Origin of the sequence: Streptomyces sp. NPDC058157 (genome assembly GCF_042884105.1) — a bacterium.
Taxonomy (GTDB): Bacteria; Actinomycetota; Actinomycetes; order Streptomycetales; family Streptomycetaceae; genus Streptomyces.
In genome coordinates this window covers 17,508-35,722 of sequence record NZ_JBHVUQ010000031.1, presented here as the reverse complement: position 1 = coordinate 35,722, position 18,215 = coordinate 17,508, and the positions used below count along the sequence as shown (strand labels likewise).

Sequence of the window (18,215 nt, the reverse complement as noted above, 5' to 3'; positions counted from 1 at the left end):
ACGTGAAAAGCCCCCCTGAGCTGTGAGACGGACATGAGCCAGCCGCACAGTTCCTTCACTCCTGCAAGCCTGTCAACAGTCAGCAAAAGGTGAATGTCCCTTTTGGTCAGGTAAGTGGGCCTCTGGTGCCGGAGTGATGTTGGTCATGTAAGGAAACTCTAAGAAATTCCTATGTGAATCGAACCCGCATTCCCTAGAGTGCCTCGTTCTGGGGGCCACGGTGGCCCTTGTCGCATCCGTCTGGATCCCGTGGGGGGATTTAGTTGTTCAGTAGGGGTGGGTTTCTCGCGCGCTCGCGCACTGCGAGATCGCGCGTCGCGATCTCTGCAGTGATCGCAGTGCTCGTGTCTGGCCTGGGGCTTCCCGTGGCCGAGGCGGCTACCAAGCCGCCGAAGGTGTGGACACCACCGAATACGCCATTGGCTGGAACCAAGCCGGTCAAGGGGTCGGCCGCAAAGTCATCGGCTGAAAAGATTCGCGGTGGCCGGAACTGGTCGCCGAAATTGGATGGCAAAATTCCGGCCGGTGTCGCGAATGTGCCCCTGGGTGGGAAGAGTGGTTCTCAAGGGCTTCTTGATTCCGGTTCCGTCAAGGCTGGGGCACTCCCCGTCTGGGTCGCGACCGGGAACGATGCAAACCAGCGCCCGGCGGCAAAGAACCTGGGGCCCGTCAAGGACAAGGGCGACGACCTCCACGTCGAGGTGAAGGACGAGGCCGGGGCCCGCGCCGCCGGAGTCAACGGCGCCCTCGTCGCCCTCACCGAGAACACGGCGGGCGCCGCCGGAGGCAAGCTGCGGGTCAACCTCGACGTCTCGGCCTGGGCGAACGCCGCCGGCGCCAACTGGGCGGACCGCGCACGTGTCGTCCAGCTGCCCGGCTGCGCCCTGACCACCCCGGGAGCGGCGGGCTGTACGACCCGCACACCGGTCGCTTCGCACCGCGACCCCTCCGGCCAGCTGGCCGCCGAGGTGGCGGTACCGCAGGCCCCGGGCTCCTCCGCCTCGGTCCTGAAGTCCGGCTCCCAGGCGAACCCGTCCCTGTTCTCCGTTCCGCAGGGCGTCGTCCTCGCCGTCGAGCCCGGACCGGCCGGCGCCAGCGGCGACTTCACCGCCACCCCGCTCCTGCCCTCCGCTTCCTGGCAGGCCGGAGCCAACGCGGCCAACTTCACCTACGGCTACACGGTCGAGGTCCCGTCCACGATCGCCGGACAGGCCCCCGACATCTCGCTGGGCTACGACTCCTCCTCGATCGACGGCCGGACCGCGTCCACCAACGCCCAGGCCGGCCCGATCGGCGAGGGCTGGGACTGGCACCCCGGGGCGATCTCCCGGACGTACAAGAGCTGCAAGGACGCCGGCATCAAGGACTCGGGCGACGAGTGCTGGGCCGGCGACATCCTCTCCCTCAACCTGGCCGGCCACGCCGGCCAGATCGTGCGTGACGACGCCACCTGCGTCTACCACGTCAAGGGCGAGGACGGCACGAAGGTCGAGCGGCTGACCGGCCAGCGGAACTCCGCCTGGAAGGGCGAGGGCTTCAAGGTCACCACCACCGACGGCACCCAGTACTACTTCGGCGCCAACCGCCTGCCCGGCGGTGACGGCACCGACCCGGAGGCCAAGTCCGTCTCCACCGTGCCGGTCTACTTCAACAGCGGCCAGGACAAGTGCCTGGGCGCCGAGACCCCCGCGAACGGCTCGTGGGTGCAGATGGGCTGGCAGTGGAACCTCGACTACGTCGTGGACACCCACCAGAACCTGATCTCCTACCGCTACGAGCAGGAGAACAACTACTACGGGCGCGGCGGCGGCCAGAACAACGGCAACGGCACGCTGACCCAGTACCAGCGCGGCAGCTACCCGAGGTGGATCGGCTACGGCCAGCGCCTGCCGGAGCAGATCGCCGCGAAGGGGACGGCCAAGCCGGCCGCCCAGATCACCCTCAACACCAGCGAACGCTGTGTGCCCGGCGGGGCGATCACCTGTGACCCGGCCCAGCGCACCAAGGCCAACGCCAAGTCCTGGCCCGACACCCCCGTCGACCAGGAGTGCGCGGCCACCGGCCAGTGCCTGAACCTCTCGCCGACCTACTTCAGCACCAAGAGGTTCACCGAGATCTACACCGAGGTCCTCGTCGGCACGGCCTACGTCAAGGTCGACTCCTACGCCCTCAAGCAATCCTTCCAGGATCCGGGCGACGGCACCTCGCCGACCCTCTGGCTCGACTCGGTCCAGCGCACCGCCTCGAACGGCAAGACCCCGCAGACCCTGCCCGCGGTGTTCTTCGCACCGCTGCAGATGGCGAACCGCGTCGACGGCGTCGTCAAGCGGCCGGACGGCACGCAGGCTTCGGCCCCGTCCTACAACCGACCGCGCATCCAGACGATCACCACCGAGACCGGTGGCCGGATCAACGTCGTCTACAAGCCGGCGGAGTGTTCACGGCTGAAGAACACCATGCCGTCCTCCGAGGACGGCAACACGATGGCCTGCATGCCGGTCAAGTGGTACCTGCCCGGTCAGTCCTACGACAGTCCGGTCAACGACTGGTTCAACAAGATCGTCGTCCAGTCCGTCACCCAGCAGGACATGGTGGCCGGCCAGGTCGCGACCGTGACCGAGTACGAGTACGGCGGCGGCATCGCCTGGCACCGCAACGACTCGGAGTTCGCCGACCCCAAGACCCGGACCTGGGACCAGTTCCGCGGCTTCGCCACCGTCACCACCCGCACCGGCAACGGTAGCCCGGGCGACGGTCCTCGTTCCAAGTCGGTGACCACCTTCCTGCGCGGCATGGACGGCGACGTCCTGGCCAACGGAACCAAGCGCAGCGTCAAGGTCAATGACGCCCAGGGCGGCTCCATCACGGACGAGGACGTCCTGGCGGGCTTCGTCCGGCAGACCGAGACCTACGACGCCGACGGCGGCAGCGTCGTCGGCGACGAGGTCACCACCCCCTGGCTCGGCCCGGTCACCGCGACCCGCGCCCAGTCGGGCGGGATGCCGGCGATCACCGCCCGCGCGATGAACACCGGCAAGGTGACCACCCGGGCCAAGCTCGCCAACGGCAGCTGGCGCACCGGCGAGCGCACGTCCACCTACGACGGCACCCTCGCCTCCCGCCCGCTCCAGGTGGACGACAAGAGCGACGTCTCCCGCGCCGACCAGCGGCTCTGCACCACCTTCGAGTACGCCACGGGCCCCGGCGGGGCGATCACCGAGCTCCCGTCCCGCACCCTCGTGCTCTCCGGAGCCTGCGGCCAGACCCCGACGGCGGCTAACACCGTCGGCGACACCCGGGCCTACTTCGACAACCTGCCGCTCGGTCAGGCGGCCGCGACCGCCGACCAGACCGGCAACGAGGTCCTCGAGAAGTACGACGCGGCCGGCAAGCCCGTCTACCGGTTGAACTCGACCTCCACCTTCGACGCCTACGGCCGTGTCACGAGCACCACCAACAAGGTGCGCAAGGACGCGACCCACCCGGACGGCGCCGTCACCAGGACCGAGTACAAGCCGGCCACCGGCGCCCTGCCCACCGAGGTCGTCCACACCAACCCGTTGGGCTGGAAGGCGTCCAACACCCTCGACCCCGGACGCTCCCTGCCCCTGAAGACCACGGACGAGAACGGCCGGGTCGGCGAACGCGACTACGACGCCTTCGGCCGGGTCGTCGCCGTCTGGCAGCCGGGGCAGGAGCGCGCGAAGAAGTTCAAGCCGGTCCGCGAGTTCTCGTACGCGATGAACGGCACCAACGCGCCGTCCCTCGTCCTGAGCAAGGCCCTCATGACGGACGGGCAGACGTACTCGTCCACCTACACCCTCTACGACGGCCTCGGCCGCGTGCGCCAGACGCAGGCCACCCCCGGTTCGGGCGTCACCGGCCGCCTGATCACCGACGCCTTCTTCGACTCGCAGGGCCGCCAGTCCAAGACCAGCGCCGCCTACTACAACGACGAGCAGGACCCGTCGGGCGCGCTGTTCCTGCCCAACGGCGGGGTCAACCCGGACAGCAAGGTCCCGGCGCAGAGCGTCAAGGTCTTCGACGGCCTCGGCCGCACCACCGCCTCGGTCTTCCAGTCCTTCGGCGTCGAGCAGTGGCGCGCGAAGACCGAGTACCCGGGCGCCGACGAGGTCCGCTCCATCCCGCCGAACGGCGGCTACGCCACGGCGCGCATCACCAACGGCACGACATCCGTCCTGCGCCAGTACAAGAGCAACACCCCGACGGGCGCGTACGACGAGACGACGTACGAATCCAACTCGCAGGGCCAGGAGCTGAGCCGGAAGGACTCCGCGGGCAACGAGTGGACCTTCACCTACGACCTCCTCGGCCGTACGGTCAAGACCACGGACCCGGACGCCGGCACGGCGACGACGTCGTTCGACGACAGCCGCAACCTCGTCACCGCCACCGATGCCCGCGGCAAGAGCGCGACGACGGTCACCGACCTCCTCGGACGGACCACGGCCGCCTACGAAGGCACGGCCGTCGACCCCGCCAAGCAGGTCAGCGCCTTCACGTACGACTCCCTCGCCCTGGGCAAGCCGACCGCCAGCACCCGCTACGTCGGGGGCGCGGCCGGCAGCGCCTACACCACGGAGGTCACCGGCTACGACGGCGGCTACCGTCCGCTCGGCACGAAGACGACCATCCCTGCCAAGGAGGGCAAGCTTCAGGGCGTCTACCAGACGGCCAACACCTACAGCCAGTACGGCGAGCTGGAGAAGACCACGCTCCCGGCCGTTCCCGAGGCAGGCCTCAAGGCCGAGACCCTCACCTACAACGTCGACATCGTCGGCAACCTCCTGGCACTCGACAGCACCATTGACACGACCTGGACCCCGTACCTGGTCGACGTCCGCTACGACGCCTTCGGCCGTCCCATCCGGAACACGGTCGGCAACTCCGGCAAGCAGATCGTCTCGACGGTCGACTACGACGCCGCGACGGGCCGCCCGGTCCGCTCGACCCTGGACAAGCAGACGGCGGCGCGCTCGAGCGTCGACGTCTTCGACTACACCTACAACCAGGTCGGCCAGCTCACCTCGATCAGCGACACCCAGGACGGCGCAGCCCGCGACCTGCAGTGCTTCAACACCGACTACCTGGGCCGGCTGACGCAGGCATGGACGGACACCGGCACGCAGAACACGGCACCGCAGCCCAGCGTCCGCGGCATCGGCGGCTGCGCCAACAGCGGCGGCCCGGCGGTCGACAGCAGCGGCAAGCCCAGCGTGGGCGGCCCGGCGCCGTACTGGCAGCAGTACGAGTACGACAACCTCGGCAACCGCAAGAAGCTGGTCAAGAAGGACGTCACGGGCAACGCGGCGAAGGATACGACGGTCACCCAGACCTTCGGCTCCGGCCCCAACACCCCCTCCACCGACCCGAAGACGGGCGGCGGCACGGGCGGCCCGCACGCGCTGATGACCTCTACGGAGACCGGCCCGTCCGGTACCAAGGTCACGTCCTACACCTACGACGCCACCGGCAACACGGCGTCCATCACCAGCACACCGGGCACCAAGACCCTCACCTGGAACGACCAGGGCAAGCTGGACAAGCTCACCGGCACCGGCGAGAGCGCAGGCACGAGCTACCTGTACGACACGGGCGGCAACCAGCTGATCCGCCGCGACCCCGGCAAGACCACCCTCAACCTGGGCACGGACCAGCTCACCCTGGAAGCCGGCTCCAACAAGGTCACCAACGTCCGCACCTACCCGGCGGGCGGCGGCCTCTCCGTCACCCGCACGACCACGGGCGGCACGTCGAACCTGGCGTACCAGTCCTCGGACCACCACGGCACGAACGGCATCCAGTTCAACGCCACGGACCTGGCCCAGGTCCGCCGCCCCTCCGACCCCTTCGGCAACGAGCGCGGCACCCAGCCGACGCAGGGCGCCTGGGCCGGGGACAAGGGCTTCGTCGGCGGAATCAAGGAGGCGGCCACGGGCCTCACCCTCCTCGGAGCCCGCGAGTACGACCCGACGACGGCCCGCTTCATCAGTCCGGATCCGTTGATCGACGCCGGCGATCCGCAGCAGTGGAACGCGTACGCGTACTCGAACAACAACCCCGTCAATGCGTCGGACCCCAGCGGCAAGATGTTCAGCTGCGAGGGGAGCGCGTGCGACAGCCACCCGGGCTGGGAGGAGAGCGAGTCGCACGTCAGCCGCTGGTACGACGATGACGAGTATGAGGCGACCCGCGCACTCTCGCATGCGAACAACACCCTGTCGGCGGCGAAGAAGAAGCGGGACCAACTGGTCGATCAGGTCATCGACCTCGTCGGCGACCTGATCGGGTTCAACGACGCCCGTGACTGCTTCACCAAGGGCGACGTGATGGCCTGCATCAACACGGCCCTCAACGCGGTCCCGTGGGGGAAGCTCTTCAAGGCCATCAAGATCGGCATCAAGGCCTTGAAGATCTACAAGGAGGTCAACAAGACATACGACGCCATCCACGCGGCCGAGCGTGGAGCCCTCGAGGCTGCGAGTGCGTTCAGCAAGGTCAAGAAGGCCGTTCCCGAGGCCCGGGCGGCGGAGGCCAAGGCAGCAAAAGCCGCGGAAGAGAAAGCCGCGAAGGAGACGGCAGGCGACGCAGCAGGAACCGAGAGCAAGGCGGCAAAGGGCGAAGCGGACGCGGCCAAGAGCGAATCCGGCTCGGGCAGAGGCGGCGAGTCCGATGCCCCTGCGGCCCCGACCAAGTGCAACAGCTTCCCCGCCGGCGTCAGGGTTCTGATGGCGGACGGCACCACCAAGGCCATCGAGGACATCCACGACGGCGACACCGTCATGGCCACCGACCCTCAGACGGGCGAGACCACCCCGAAGACCGTCACGACGACGATCACCACCCCCGACGACAAGGACTTCACCGACCTCACCCTCACCGACGACGCCAACCCCCGCGGCCCGCCCGCGAAGATCACCTCCACCTACCACCACCCCTACTGGAGCGAATCCCGCCACCAGTGGGTCGACGCCGGCGAACTCACCCCGGCTGAACAACTCCGCCAGCCGGACGGCACCACGCTCACGGTCGAATCGGTCCGCAACTACCCGTACGCGGTCACGACCCACAACCTCACGGTCGAAGACCTCCACACGTACTATGTGCTCGCAGGCGTCACGCCAGTCCTCGTCCACAACTGCGATATCAGCGACGGATATCTTTACCGTGGTCTCGCCGAAGGGCACCACAGCTATGAGGCCGCCACTAACGGCCGCGCGACTCTCATGGGAGGTCGAGGCCACTCAAACATTGAAGACCATGTGGGTGGGGATAATACGGATTCCATCTTCACCTCCTGGTCGGATGACCCGGAACAGTCCGTTTATTTCGCCCAGAACCTGGGGCGGAAATGGACTGGGAAAGGCGTCATGATGCGCATCAGAGTGGCGGATATAGATCCCCTCATAGGGCCATCGAGGAATATTCAAATCCACGGCGGCCCATTCGATCAGCTCGAAGATGAGCATCTTATTGTTGGAGAAATCATGGCCCATGATATCAGCTTTGACTTCGGGGAGACATGGAGAAGTGTTTCGGGGGGATGAAGTGAATGAAATGCCTGCGAGTGAGCTGCTGGCCGCTCTCGAGACTGATTCCGAGGCCAATACCCTCGTCAGGAATGCGGTAATTTCTGGAGTGCATTTCAAAGTCGGGCTGGAACCGATTCCGGCGGCAAGGCTTCTTGGAATCTGCCTGGGGAGAGTGAAGGCTGCGCAAAGGCATGGCAGGCCGACGGTCGGGGTCGCGGAGTGCCTTGCAAGTCTTGCAGGAATGGGCGAGCGGGGCCTTCTTGTAGCCTTTGCGAACGATCGCGAGCAATCGGGATACTACTTTAAGGTTTACCTTGACCCGCACCCGCTTAAAGTAATCGGGTGTTTCGGAGTCAACGTCTCCCCCAAAGATGACCCGATCGCTGGCCCCGCATAGGGACGGCAGGAAAAGTTGAGGGCGCGCTCTGGATTTCTGCTCTGCAGGGAATGAAGCATTGCCGACCGTCGCATCCTCACAGTTCCCATCTGCCCCACCGGATCTTTTCCCGGTGGGGCAGATGGGGTGTTTGACGGCAGTAGTTGACGGCAACGTCGGCGGACGGCCGTTTCGCCAATCGGTGGGCCGACACTGGCATCTGAACCGGTAGCGGCTTCGTGGGCTTGCGGAGAGTGCGGCCGAGGAGGTCGGTGGTGTCCCACTGGAGCCGAAGGTGAGCATCACGACGAGCTCGATCGAGCCGGCGAGGCGTGCCGGGAAGCAGTCAGCAAGGGCCGGAAGATCACCAGGGGCTGGTCCGCCGTGGCAAGCTTGGACCCCCGCTCCACGAGGACCCGGCAGCCGCTCGCAAGGAGCTGGAAACCAAGCTCTCCCGGCCAAAATGGCGCCGCTGCCCCGACAGCGGACCCCAGGATGCCTACGGGCTCAGTCTTCAACGTTGGGTGAGCTGTTCAGAGTTTCTTTACTTGATCAAGGCGGCCCGCGCGCGCTCCGGCCCCTCGGGGCCGCCGCCCGCTCCTGTCTCCGCCCCGCTTGCCGGCTGCCCCGCCGGTCCGGGCGCGCAACAACCCGCAGCAGCAGACTGCTCTGGGGCTCTGCCCCAGGCCCCGGCCCTCTCTCCGAGGGGGAGGAGGCCGAGTGCGGGTGCGGCTCCGTCGTGGTGACGGGTGGTCGGGTCGCGGGAGGGGTCCCTCGTCGCCCGGTCACCGGAGGCGTACCAGGAACCCCCGGGGGCCGCCAAGGCCGAGCGCAAGCGTCACCAGGTGAGCCTTGGCGGCCCCCGGAGAACCCTGGTACGGCAAAGCTGCCCGACCGACGAGGGACCCCTCCCGCTCAGGCCCTGATCCTGGCGGGGCCCCGGCCTCTACCGATTCCGCAGTGTGAGCAGCCGGTGCGTAACCGCTCCTGGGCGGGTATCTGCCAAATAGCCTCTGGTTGACTCGCCGTACCGGCGTACCGTGGCGCTGGAGGTGCATAGCTGATGACTACGGAACTGGCGGACAACGTCCGTAAGTACCGGCGTCGGGCCGGATGAGCCAGGAGGAACTGGCCCACGCCGCGGCCGTCTCGCCGGGCACGGTGCGCAAGGTCGAGCAGGGCGGCACGGTCCGCATGGAAACCCTTCACGCTCTCGCTCGCGCGCTGAGCGTGACCACGGCAACGCTTTTGGCGCCGGACGCCCCGGAGCCCGTGGGCCGTTCGGAGGACCCGAACCGCGTCAACCTGATCCAGCTCCGCGCAGCCCTCACGCCACCCGTGGGACTCACGGATTCGGACGGGGAGAGCTCGGAGGAGGAGCCGAATCTACGCCGCTTCCGCCATACCGTTCATGACGGTGCGGTGCTCTACCACTCCGACAGCTACAAGAGCGTCGCATCCCAACTGCCCGCGCTCCTGCGTGACGCGAACAGCGCGGTCGCGCACTTCGACATTGGCGAGGAGCACAGCCAGGCACTCCTGGCCCGCGCCGAGGCATTGCAGCTGGCCGGGCGGTACCTGACGCAGGTACGGCAGTACGACCTCGCCTACACCGCGTTGGCCGGTGCGGTCACCGACGCACGCCAGGCCGGGGACAGGCTCACCGGGGCATCCGGCGTGATCGGGATGTGCTGGCTGCTCCTACGTCAGGGCCGGCTGGACGAGGCCGAACAGTTCGCGTCCCAGACCGCCGATCTGATCGAACCGAGACTGTCCCGCGCAACGCCGGACGAATGCGCGGCATGGGGATGGCTGGCGCTGCGCGCCGCAGCCGCCGCAGGCCGCAACAACCGGCCCCAGGAAGCCCGCCACTACCACAGGGTCGCCAGCACGGCGGCATCCGCCGTGGGACGGGAGTACACCGGCTCGTTCTTCCGGCACTGGACGACCTTCGGGCCGCTCACCGTCGGCATGAAGGGCGTGGAAGACGCCATGGTCGTGGGAGACGCCCGTGCCGTTGTCCGCAAGTCCAGTGAGGACGCCATGTCACCCAAGGCTTGGAAGAGTGCCGGGCGGCCGAGCGGCGAGAACTGGAATCGCCACCGCCTGGACGTGGCCCGTGCCCACGCTCGGACCAACGACTTGTCTGCGGCGATGGACGAGCTGACCGGAGTCCGTCGTGCATCCCCGGAGTGGCTGAGGCATCAGCGGATGGCCGCCGAGACCATGCAGGAGATCCTGAAGAAGCGCAAGCGTACCCTCACCACCGAGATGCGCGACATGGCCTCCTACCTGGCCGTCGTCGGATAGATGCCACGCAACGCGATACTTCCAGCACCCTCCGTCGCCAACTGGCACGCCTCATGGATGGAGTGACGGACAGTAGGGCCCTACGGTCGCCGTATTCCATTCGGCGACCCAGGTGGGGGTGCACGGTGAGCACATCCAGGACCGACGCGGACCACATGCGCCGCAGAGATCTCCACGACGCGGCAGCAGGTGTGACCGGTCCCCGGTTACTGCCATGGACTACTCAGGACGGGAACCCCTGCTACCTCAGCACCGATGGCAGGGGCTACCTCTCCTCACTCGCGGACAGCATCGAAGAGGTGCAGCTCGACATGGGCGAGGAACTCCTCGGGTACGCCCGGCAGGTCGTGGCGCCCGGAGCCAAGGAGCTGTCGGCCATCGAATACCGGTGGCTCGCCTGCCGGCTGACCGAAGCCCTGGCCGACGCACTCCGGGTCGCCGAGTCACGCGGCGACCGCATCCCCGACCCTCCCGAGACCCCCGACTCCTGACGGCAGTAGCGACGGCAACAAGCACGTACACCGGCGCACAACCACGGACTCCGGCGGACCACAGAACCCCTCCCCACCTGCATAAAGACAGATGAGGGAGGGGCTGCCAGCACACGTACTATGTGCTCGCAGGTGCCACGTCGCTCCTCGTCCACAACTGTGATATCAGCGATGGATATCTTTACCGTGGTCTCGCTGAGGGGCACAACCGCTATGATGCCGCTGCTGAAGGCCGTTCGGTTCCCGTCGGAGGCAATAAAACCATAGAACAGCACTCGGGTGGAAACCTGACAGACAGCATCTTCACGTCGTGGACGGATGACCCCGAAACCGCCGCGGAGTCTGCCCAAACTCTGGGCGAGAAGTGGGTTGGCAGGGGTGTGATGCTACGCATCAAGGTGGCAGGTATCGATCCCGCCATCGGGCCGTCGAGGAATATTCAGATCCACGACACGCCATATGAAAACTGGGGTGAAGACGAGCATCTCATTGTCGGTGAAATCTTGGCCGACGAGATCAGCTTCGACCTCGGGAAGACCTGGTCAACCGTCAGGCGGTGATGAGATGAACGGGGTATCCGCGAGTGAACTGCTCGCTGCGTGGGAGTCCGGATCCGAGGTCAGTATTCAGGCCAAAAATGCACTGCTTTCTGGAGCGCATTTCAATGTCTGGCTCGACCCCGTTCTGGCGCCGATACTTCGGGGCACCCTGAGTCGCAGGGTGACAGCCACGCAACGGCGCGGCAGGTCGGTCGTCGGGGCCACGGAATGCCTTGCGAGTCTTGCCGAAATGGGAGAGCGGGGCCTTCTTGTGTGCTACGTGGACGACCGTGAGCGATCGGGATACTACTTTCAGCTCTACCTTGATCCGCATCCGCTCAAAGTGATCGGATGCGTCAGGGTCGGCTCCCCGGGGGATGACCCCGTCACTGGTTCCACATAAAAAACCCAGCGGCCCCACCGGATCTCTTTCTGGTGGGGCCGCTGGGTTTTTTGACGATGGACGGCGGACCCGCACCTCGCCGCCCCGCCAGGGGGGCGCCAGCACACGTACTATGTGCTGGCGGGCGCCACTCCCGTCCTCGTGCATAACTGCGGTGAAGTGGCCGTTGACACAAATATTGTCTCGTACTCACTCAGACCGTGTCCTATGTGGTGGGGCGGATGAGTCGTTTGTAGCAGCAGAGGGCGGCGGCGAGGCCGAGGAAGGCCAGGTAGTTGCGGGGGTGGCGCTCGTAGCGGTGGTTGAGCCGGCGGTAGCCGGTCAGCCAGGACATGGTCCGCTCGATCACCCACCGCCGACGCCCCAGTCGTTCGCTCGACTCGATGCCCTTGCGGGCGATGCGGACACCGATCCGTTTGCCACGGATCCATTTCCGCAGGTCAGGGATGTCATAGGCCTTGTCGGCGTGGAGCTTTCGGGGTTTGAAGTGCCGGCCGCGGTGGGGGTCGTGTCTCGTTTGGTTGCCGAGCACCATGGGTTTCAGGGCCTGGCTGTCGTGGGTGTTGGCAGCCAAGACGCCGACGAGGAGGGGCAGTCCGGCCGCGTCCGACAGGACGTGCATTTTCGAGCCGGGCTTGCCCCGGTCCACGGGGCTCGGACCTGTGAGTTCGCCCCCTTTTTGGCGCTCACGTGGGCGGAGTCGAGGACCGCGCGGGACAGGTCGAGGAGGCCTGCGTCGTCGAGGCGATGGAGGATCTCCTCGTGCAGCCGGCCCCACACACCTGCCCGTGACCAGATCAGGAACCGGCGGTGGGCCGTCGACTTCGAGATCCCGAAACACGGCGGCAGCATCCGCCAGGCACAGCCGCTGACCAGCACGTAGATGATCGCGGCGAACAGCGTCTCATCAGGCGTGTCCGGTGTCCCGCCTCCCTGCGGCCGCACCCGCGACGGCGGGATCAGCGGCTCCACGATCTCCCACAACCCGTCCGGAACAATCCAACTCCACGTACCCCGCCCCATGCGAAGCTCAACGACGCCCCACCACATAGGACACAGTCTTAGTGGAACGAGGGCGGCAGAGGTAGAAACGGCACTTGCAGGTAGGAGCCCCGTTCTCTCGCCGACAGCTCACTCGGAGCTGCTCGCAAGGTATACCGCGAATGAAATCGGGTCTTGGCTTTCAGCTAGAGGAGGCCGGATGGGCATCGAGGCTTCACGGGCCGGCGTCGATGCTATTTAGAGCGGGCTGGAAGCGATGTGGGCCTATAATTTCAAGCCATCGATCGCGCTAAATGGCCGCAGGGTGCTTCAGTCTGCAGTTCAAGAAGGACTCACTCTCCTGACAACAGACAAGCAGATACTGAAGAATGCCCCGCGCCTGGGGCTGTCGGTGGAGAGATTTACCTCCTAGAGGGGGCGGCGCGGCGTTCGCAGGCAGAGAGGAAAGATCCCGATCGAGCTTCTTCGGTGGAGGTGGGTACGAAGGTGGAGATGGGAGAGTTTGAGCAGCTTGGGGAGGTCGAACTCAGGCGAATCGAGGAGCGAGCAGACTCCGCCACTCCGGGGCCTTGGTTCGTTCGGCAGCTCGACGACAGAGAGTTCATGACCCTCGTGGCGGTCAGTACGGTTCCTGACGTTGAGTCTGTTGATTCGCATCCAGGATTCCAGAGTGGGCAGAACGTTGCCCTGGCTCTTGTCCAGGATCCGCAATATGCGGATGTGCCTGACGGGCTGTGGGATGAGAACGCAAACTTCATTGCTCATGCCCGTCAGGACATCCCACGTCTCGTCGCTGAAGTTAGGCGCCTTCGAGAGCTCCTCGACCGCAAGAACGACTGAGGCGGTAGGGGTGGTAAGCCTAGAGCGCTGAATCGCGGGACCCTCGCGGGATTCGTCTTGCGAGGGTCGATCGCTCGCAACGTTTCGGGTGTGACCCCGAATTCCTCGCGTTTTTCGCGAACGAGTCGAATTAGCGGAGGCCCTCCATTCTCTTCATCGCTGAAGTTTGCGGATTGAATGATCCGGATGCGAGGCTGGCGGCCAAGTTTGCACTCGAAGCGGCGAGCACTTCCGACGGCTTGGCCGAACTGAGTGACCTGATCTCCACTTCGCTCGCGGAGCTGGATCAGGTGTAGCTCAAGTCAGGCTTGAGGACCCGTCCCCTCCGGACGGGGCCTCAATTCGTTGGGATAGCCAAGCCCCGCCAGGTGACTCCTGGCGGGGCCCCTTCGTGGGGCGACGGCAGTAGTTGACGGCAACGTCAACGGACGAGAGCAGCGCAGGGCTGGCGGATGCCAACCGTCGATCCTGGCCGCCTCGGGACTGGTCGGGCCGTCGAGGGCGGTGCCGAGGGTGCCACGTGCCGTGCCGGAACCAGAATCGGAGGATGAACTGTTCAGAGAGGAGAGGTCCGCCATGGTGCGGAAGGCCGCCAGGTCGCGGTGTTCCGAGACGAGGGCCTCGATGCAGGGGGCGTACTCGGGGTCGTGGGACATGACGGCGAACAGGCCGTCCTCCTCGCCCTTCCAGTGGGCGAGGAGGACGGCCTGGCCGGCGGTGAGGAGGGTGCCGGCCTTATCCGAGGTCGCCCGCCGCGTTCTCACCGTTTCGTGCTCGGAGATGAACTCCTTGATGAGGAGGATCTGGCGGCAGCCGCAGTAGTGGCACATGCCAGACAGTTTGGAGGGGATAAGGGGCTTAGTCGGATTCGCCTTCCAGGTTGCCCTCCGTGTCCAGGTAGACCTGGCGGAGGGATTCGAGGATCTGGGGGTTCGGCTTCTCCCACATGCCGCGGGATTCGGCCTCCAGGAGGCGTTCCGCGATGCCGTGGAGGGCCCAGGGGTTGGCCTCCTCCAGGAAGGCGCGGTTCGTCGGGTCCAGGACGTAGGTTTCCGTCAGTTTGTCGTACATCCAGTCGGCGACCACGCCTGTCGTGGCGTCGTAGCCGAAGAGGTAGTCGACCGTCGCCGCGAGTTCGAAGGCGCCCTTGTAGCCGTGGCGGCGCATCGCCTCGATCCACTTGGGGTTGACGACGCGGGCGCGGAAGACGCGGCTCGTCTCCTCGACGAGGGTGCGGGTCTTGACCGTCTCCGGGCGGGTGGAGTCGCCGATGTAGGCCTCGGGGGCCGTGCCGCGCAGGGCGCGGACCGTGGCCACCATGCCGCCGTGGTACTGGAAGTAGTCGTCCGAGTCGGCGATGTCGTGTTCGCGGGTGTCGGTGTTCTTCGCGGCGACGGTGATCCGCTTGTACGCCGTCTCCATCTCGGTACGGGCGGGCCGTCCTTCGAGGCCGCGGCCGTACGCGTAGCCGCCCCAGACCGTGTAGACCTCCGCGAGGTCGGCGTCGGTGCGCCAGTCGCGGGAGTCGATCAGCTGGAGGATGCCCGCGCCGTAGGTGCCCGGGCGGGAGCCGAAGATGCGGGTGGTGGCCTTGCGTTCGTCGCCGTGGGTGGCGAGGTCGGCCTGGGCGTGGGCTCGGATGAAGTTCGATTCCGCCGGTTCGTCCAGGGAGGCCGCCAGGCGGACCGCGTCGTCGAGGAGGCCGATGACGTGCGGGAACGCGTCGCGGAAGAAGCCCGAGATGCGGAGGGTCACGTCGATGCGGGGGCGGTTCAGTTCCGACAGGGGAATCGCCTCGATGCCCGTGACGCGGCGCGAGGCCTCGTCCCAGACCGGGCGGACGCCGAGGAGGGCCAGGGCTTCGGCCACGTCGTCGCCGGCCGTGCGCATGGCACTGGTGCCCCAGAGGGACAGGCCGACCGAGGCGGGCCATTCGTCCTCGTGGTCCGCGCGGTAGCGGGCCAGCAGGGAGTCGGCCAGGGCCTGACCGGTCTCCCAGGCGAGGCGGGAGGGGACGGCCTTCGGGTCGACCGAGTAGAAGTTGCGGCCCGTCGGGAGGACGTTGACCAGGCCGCGGAGGGGCGAGCCCGACGGGCCGGCCGGGACGAAGCCGCCGTCCAGGGCACGGACCACGTGCGCGATCTCGTCCGTTGTGCCGGCCAGACGGGGCACGACCTCGTTCGCCGCGAAGGTGAGGATGTCGCGGACGGCTGCCGGGTGGCCCGCCGCGACGGGGGCGACCGCGTCGGGGGACCAGTTCGCGTCCTCCATCGCCTGGACCAGGGTGCGGGCCGTCTCCTCGATCGTGTCCGCCGCGGTGCGGGTGGCGGCCGACTCGTCCAGGCCGAGGGCCTCGCGCAGGCCCGGGAGGGCGGAGGTGCCGCCCCAGATCTGGCGGGCGCGGAGGATGGAGAGGACCAGGTTGACCCGGGCCTCGCCGGTCGGGGCGCCGCCCAGGACGTGCAGGCCGTCGCGGATCTGGGCGTCCTTGACCTCGCACAGCCAGCCGTCGACGTGGAGCAGGAAGTCGTCGAAGCCGTCGTCGTCGGGGCGCTCCTCCAGGCCGAGGTCGTGGTCGAGCTTCGCCGCCTGGATCAGGGTCCAGATCTGGGCGCGGATGGCGGGGAGCTTCGACGGGTCCATGGAGCTGATCTGGGCGTACTCGTCCAGGTGCTGCTCCAGGCGGGCGATGTCGCCGTACGACTCGGCGCGGGCCATCGGCGGGACCAGGTGGTCGACCAGGGTGGCGTGCACCCGGCGCTTGGCCTGGGTGCCCTCGCCCGGGTCGTTGACCAGGAAGGGGTAGACGAGGGGGAGGTCGCCGAGCGCGGCGTCGGGTGCGCAGGAGGCGGACAGGCCGGCGTTCTTGCCGGGCAGCCATTCGAGGTTGCCGTGCTTGCCCAGGTGGATCATCGCGTCGGCGCCGAAGCCGCCGTCCTGCGCCGCCGCCTGGATCCAGCGGTACGCGGCCAGGTAGTGGTGCGAGGGCGGCAGGTCCGGGTCGTGGTAGATCGCGATCGGGTTCTCGCCGAAGCCGCGCGGCGGCTGGATCAGGATGAGGAGGTTCCCGCGGCGCAGGGCGGCGAGGACGATGTCGCCCTCGGGGTTGGCGGAGCGGTCGACGAACATGTTGCCGGGGGCCTCGCCCCAGTGTTCCTCGACGCTCTCGCGCAGGTCCGCGGGGAGCTCGGCGAACCAGCGCTTGTAGTCGGCCGCCGGGATGCGGACCGGGTTGCGGGCCAGCTGCTCCTCGGTGAGCCAGTCCTGGTCGTGGCCGCCGGCCTCGATCAGGGCGCGGATCAGCTCGTCGCCGTCACCCGAGACCAGGCCCGGGATGTCGGCGGTGGGGCCGAAGTCGTAGCCGGCCGCGATGAGGGTGCGCAGGAGTTCCACCGCGCTGGCCGGGGTGTCCAGGCCGACCGCGTTGCCGATGCGGGAGTGCTTGGTGGGGTACGCGGAGAGGACGAGGGCGACGCGCTTGTCGGCGCGCTCGATGTGGCGCAGGCGGGCGTGGCGCACGGCGATGCCGGCCACGCGGGCGGCGCGCTCGGCGTCGGCGACGTAGGCGGGCAGGCCGTCCTCGTCGATCTCCTTGAAGGAGAACGGGACGGTGATGAGGCGGCCGTCGAACTCGGGCACGGCGACCTGCGTGGCGGCGTCGAGGGGGGAGAGGCCCTCGTCGTTCTCCTCCCAGGTGCTGCGGGAGCCCGTCAGGCACAGGGCCTGGAGGATCGGCACGCCGAGACCGGCCAGGGCGCCCGCGTCCCAGGACTCGTCGTCCCCGCCCGCGGAGGCGGTGGCGGGTCGGGTGCCGCCGGCGGCGAGGACGGTGGTGACGATGGCGTCGGCGGAGGCCAGGGCGTCGAGGAGCTCCGGCTCCGGGGTGCGCAGGGAGGAGACGTAGAGGGGGAGCGGGCGGCCGCCCTTGGCCTCGACGGCGTCGCAGAGGGCGTGCACGAAGGCGGTGTTGCCGCTCATCTGGTGGGCGCGGTAGTAGAGCACCGCGACCTGGGGGCCGGTCGCCTCCGTGGCGGGGCGCTCCAGGGGGCCCCAGGTGGGGGAGGCGGCCGGGGGCTCGAAGCCGTGGCCGGTGAGCAGGACCGTGTCGGAGAGGAACCGGGCCAGCTGGTCGAGGTTGGCCGGGCCGCCGTGCGCGAGGTAGCGGTGGGCCTCGGCGGCGATGCCGATCGGGACCGTGGAGGCCTCCATCAGCTGGGCGTCCGGGGCCTGTTCGCCGGTCAGGACCACCACGGGGCGGGTCTGGTCGGCGGCGAGGAGCACGTCGAGGCCGTCCTGCCAGGCGCGCAGGCCGCCGAGGAGGCGCACGACGACCAGCTCGGCGCCGTCGAGGAGGCCGGGGAGGTCGTCGAGGGGGAGGCGGGAGGGGTTCGCGAACCGGTACGGCACGGGGCCGCCGGCGATGTTCGCGGCGCGGGCGCTGAGCAGATCGGTGTCGGACGTCGACAGCAGCAGGATCATGCGGCGGCAGGCCTTCCTCGGGGTTTCCGCGCCCCGGGCAGTGAGGACAGCGGGAGTTCCTGACTCACCCCGCGGATCGCTCCGCGGGGCTCACAGTGGCGGGACCGCGCCGGAATCGCACCGGGCTTCCTCCCATGTCGCCGTCCTCGGCGGTGACGGGCCGAGTGGTCCGCCGGAAGGTCATCTTAGGTGGCCTTTTCCCTGGCCGGGAGGTGGGGTCGG

General features: G+C 67.7%; 8 protein-coding genes and 1 riboswitch. Of the genes, 5 read left to right on the top strand and 3 right to left on the bottom strand.

The window, feature by feature from the left end:
* Positions 1 to 701: 701 nt before the first annotated feature.
* From ACFVXK_RS10885 to ACFVXK_RS10870, 4 genes are all read left to right on the top strand, one after another.
* Complete coding sequence (locus ACFVXK_RS10885) at positions 702 to 7,568, top strand: polymorphic toxin-type HINT domain-containing protein (protein WP_389611171.1); 6,867 nt, start codon at positions 702 to 704, stop codon at positions 7,566 to 7,568.
* A gap of 1,474 nt (positions 7,569 to 9,042) precedes the next feature.
* On the top strand, positions 9,043 to 10,239 hold the full coding sequence (locus tag ACFVXK_RS10880; RefSeq protein ID WP_389611170.1) for a helix-turn-helix domain-containing protein: 1,197 nt from the start codon (positions 9,043 to 9,045) through the stop codon (positions 10,237 to 10,239).
* Positions 10,240 to 10,394: 155 nt separating this feature from the next.
* On the top strand, positions 10,395 to 10,730 hold the full coding sequence (locus ACFVXK_RS10875; RefSeq protein WP_389611185.1) for a hypothetical protein: 336 nt from the start codon (positions 10,395 to 10,397) through the stop codon (positions 10,728 to 10,730).
* A 122-nt stretch (positions 10,731 to 10,852) separates the two neighbouring features.
* A complete protein-coding gene (locus ACFVXK_RS10870) occupies positions 10,853 to 11,290 on the top strand; it encodes a hypothetical protein (protein ID WP_389611169.1) in 438 nt (145 codons plus the stop codon).
* 587 nt (positions 11,291 to 11,877) lie between these two features.
* On the opposite strand, the gene ACFVXK_RS10865 is transcribed toward ACFVXK_RS10870, so the two are convergent.
* Positions 11,878 to 12,695, bottom strand: a protein-coding gene (locus ACFVXK_RS10865; protein WP_389611184.1) for an IS5 family transposase whose coding sequence is annotated in 2 segments (ribosomal slippage) — positions 11,878 to 12,353 and positions 12,353 to 12,695 — 819 coding nt in all. Because the reading frame shifts where the segments join, the coding sequence is not laid out codon by codon here.
* A gap of 471 nt (positions 12,696 to 13,166) precedes the next feature.
* Between ACFVXK_RS10865 and ACFVXK_RS10860 the strand changes: the two genes are divergently transcribed.
* Positions 13,167 to 13,514 (top strand): hypothetical protein, encoded by a 348-nt coding sequence (locus ACFVXK_RS10860; protein WP_389611183.1) that lies wholly within the window; start codon positions 13,167 to 13,169, stop codon positions 13,512 to 13,514.
* A gap of 302 nt (positions 13,515 to 13,816) precedes the next feature.
* Here ACFVXK_RS10860 and ACFVXK_RS10855 read toward each other — a convergent pair whose 3' ends face one another.
* Together ACFVXK_RS10855 and cobN are read right to left on the bottom strand one after the other, a co-directional pair.
* Complete coding sequence (locus ACFVXK_RS10855; protein WP_389611168.1) at positions 13,817 to 14,344, bottom strand: hypothetical protein; 528 nt, start codon at positions 14,342 to 14,344, stop codon at positions 13,817 to 13,819.
* Between the two features lie 28 nt (positions 14,345 to 14,372).
* Entirely contained in the window at positions 14,373 to 17,993 is a 3,621-nt protein-coding gene (cobN, locus tag ACFVXK_RS10850; RefSeq protein ID WP_389611167.1) for a cobaltochelatase subunit CobN, read from the bottom strand.
* 32 nt (positions 17,994 to 18,025) lie between these two features.
* Positions 18,026 to 18,183: riboswitch (cobalamin riboswitch) on the bottom strand.
* Positions 18,184 to 18,215: the final 32 nt, after the last annotated feature.

Coding starts and splice junctions, on each gene's coding strand:
- ACFVXK_RS10880 (WP_389611170.1), top strand. CDS start 9,043: ATGAGCCAGGAGGAACTGGCCCACGCCGCGGCCGTCTCGCCGGGCACG.
- ACFVXK_RS10875 (WP_389611185.1), top strand. CDS start 10,395: ATGCGCCGCAGAGATCTCCACGACGCGGCAGCAGGTGTGACCGGTCCC.
- ACFVXK_RS10860 (WP_389611183.1), top strand. CDS start 13,167: ATGGGAGAGTTTGAGCAGCTTGGGGAGGTCGAACTCAGGCGAATCGAG.
- ACFVXK_RS10855 (WP_389611168.1), bottom strand. CDS start 14,344: ATGTGCCACTACTGCGGCTGCCGCCAGATCCTCCTCATCAAGGAGTTC.
- cobN (WP_389611167.1), bottom strand. CDS start 17,993: ATGATCCTGCTGCTGTCGACGTCCGACACCGATCTGCTCAGCGCCCGC.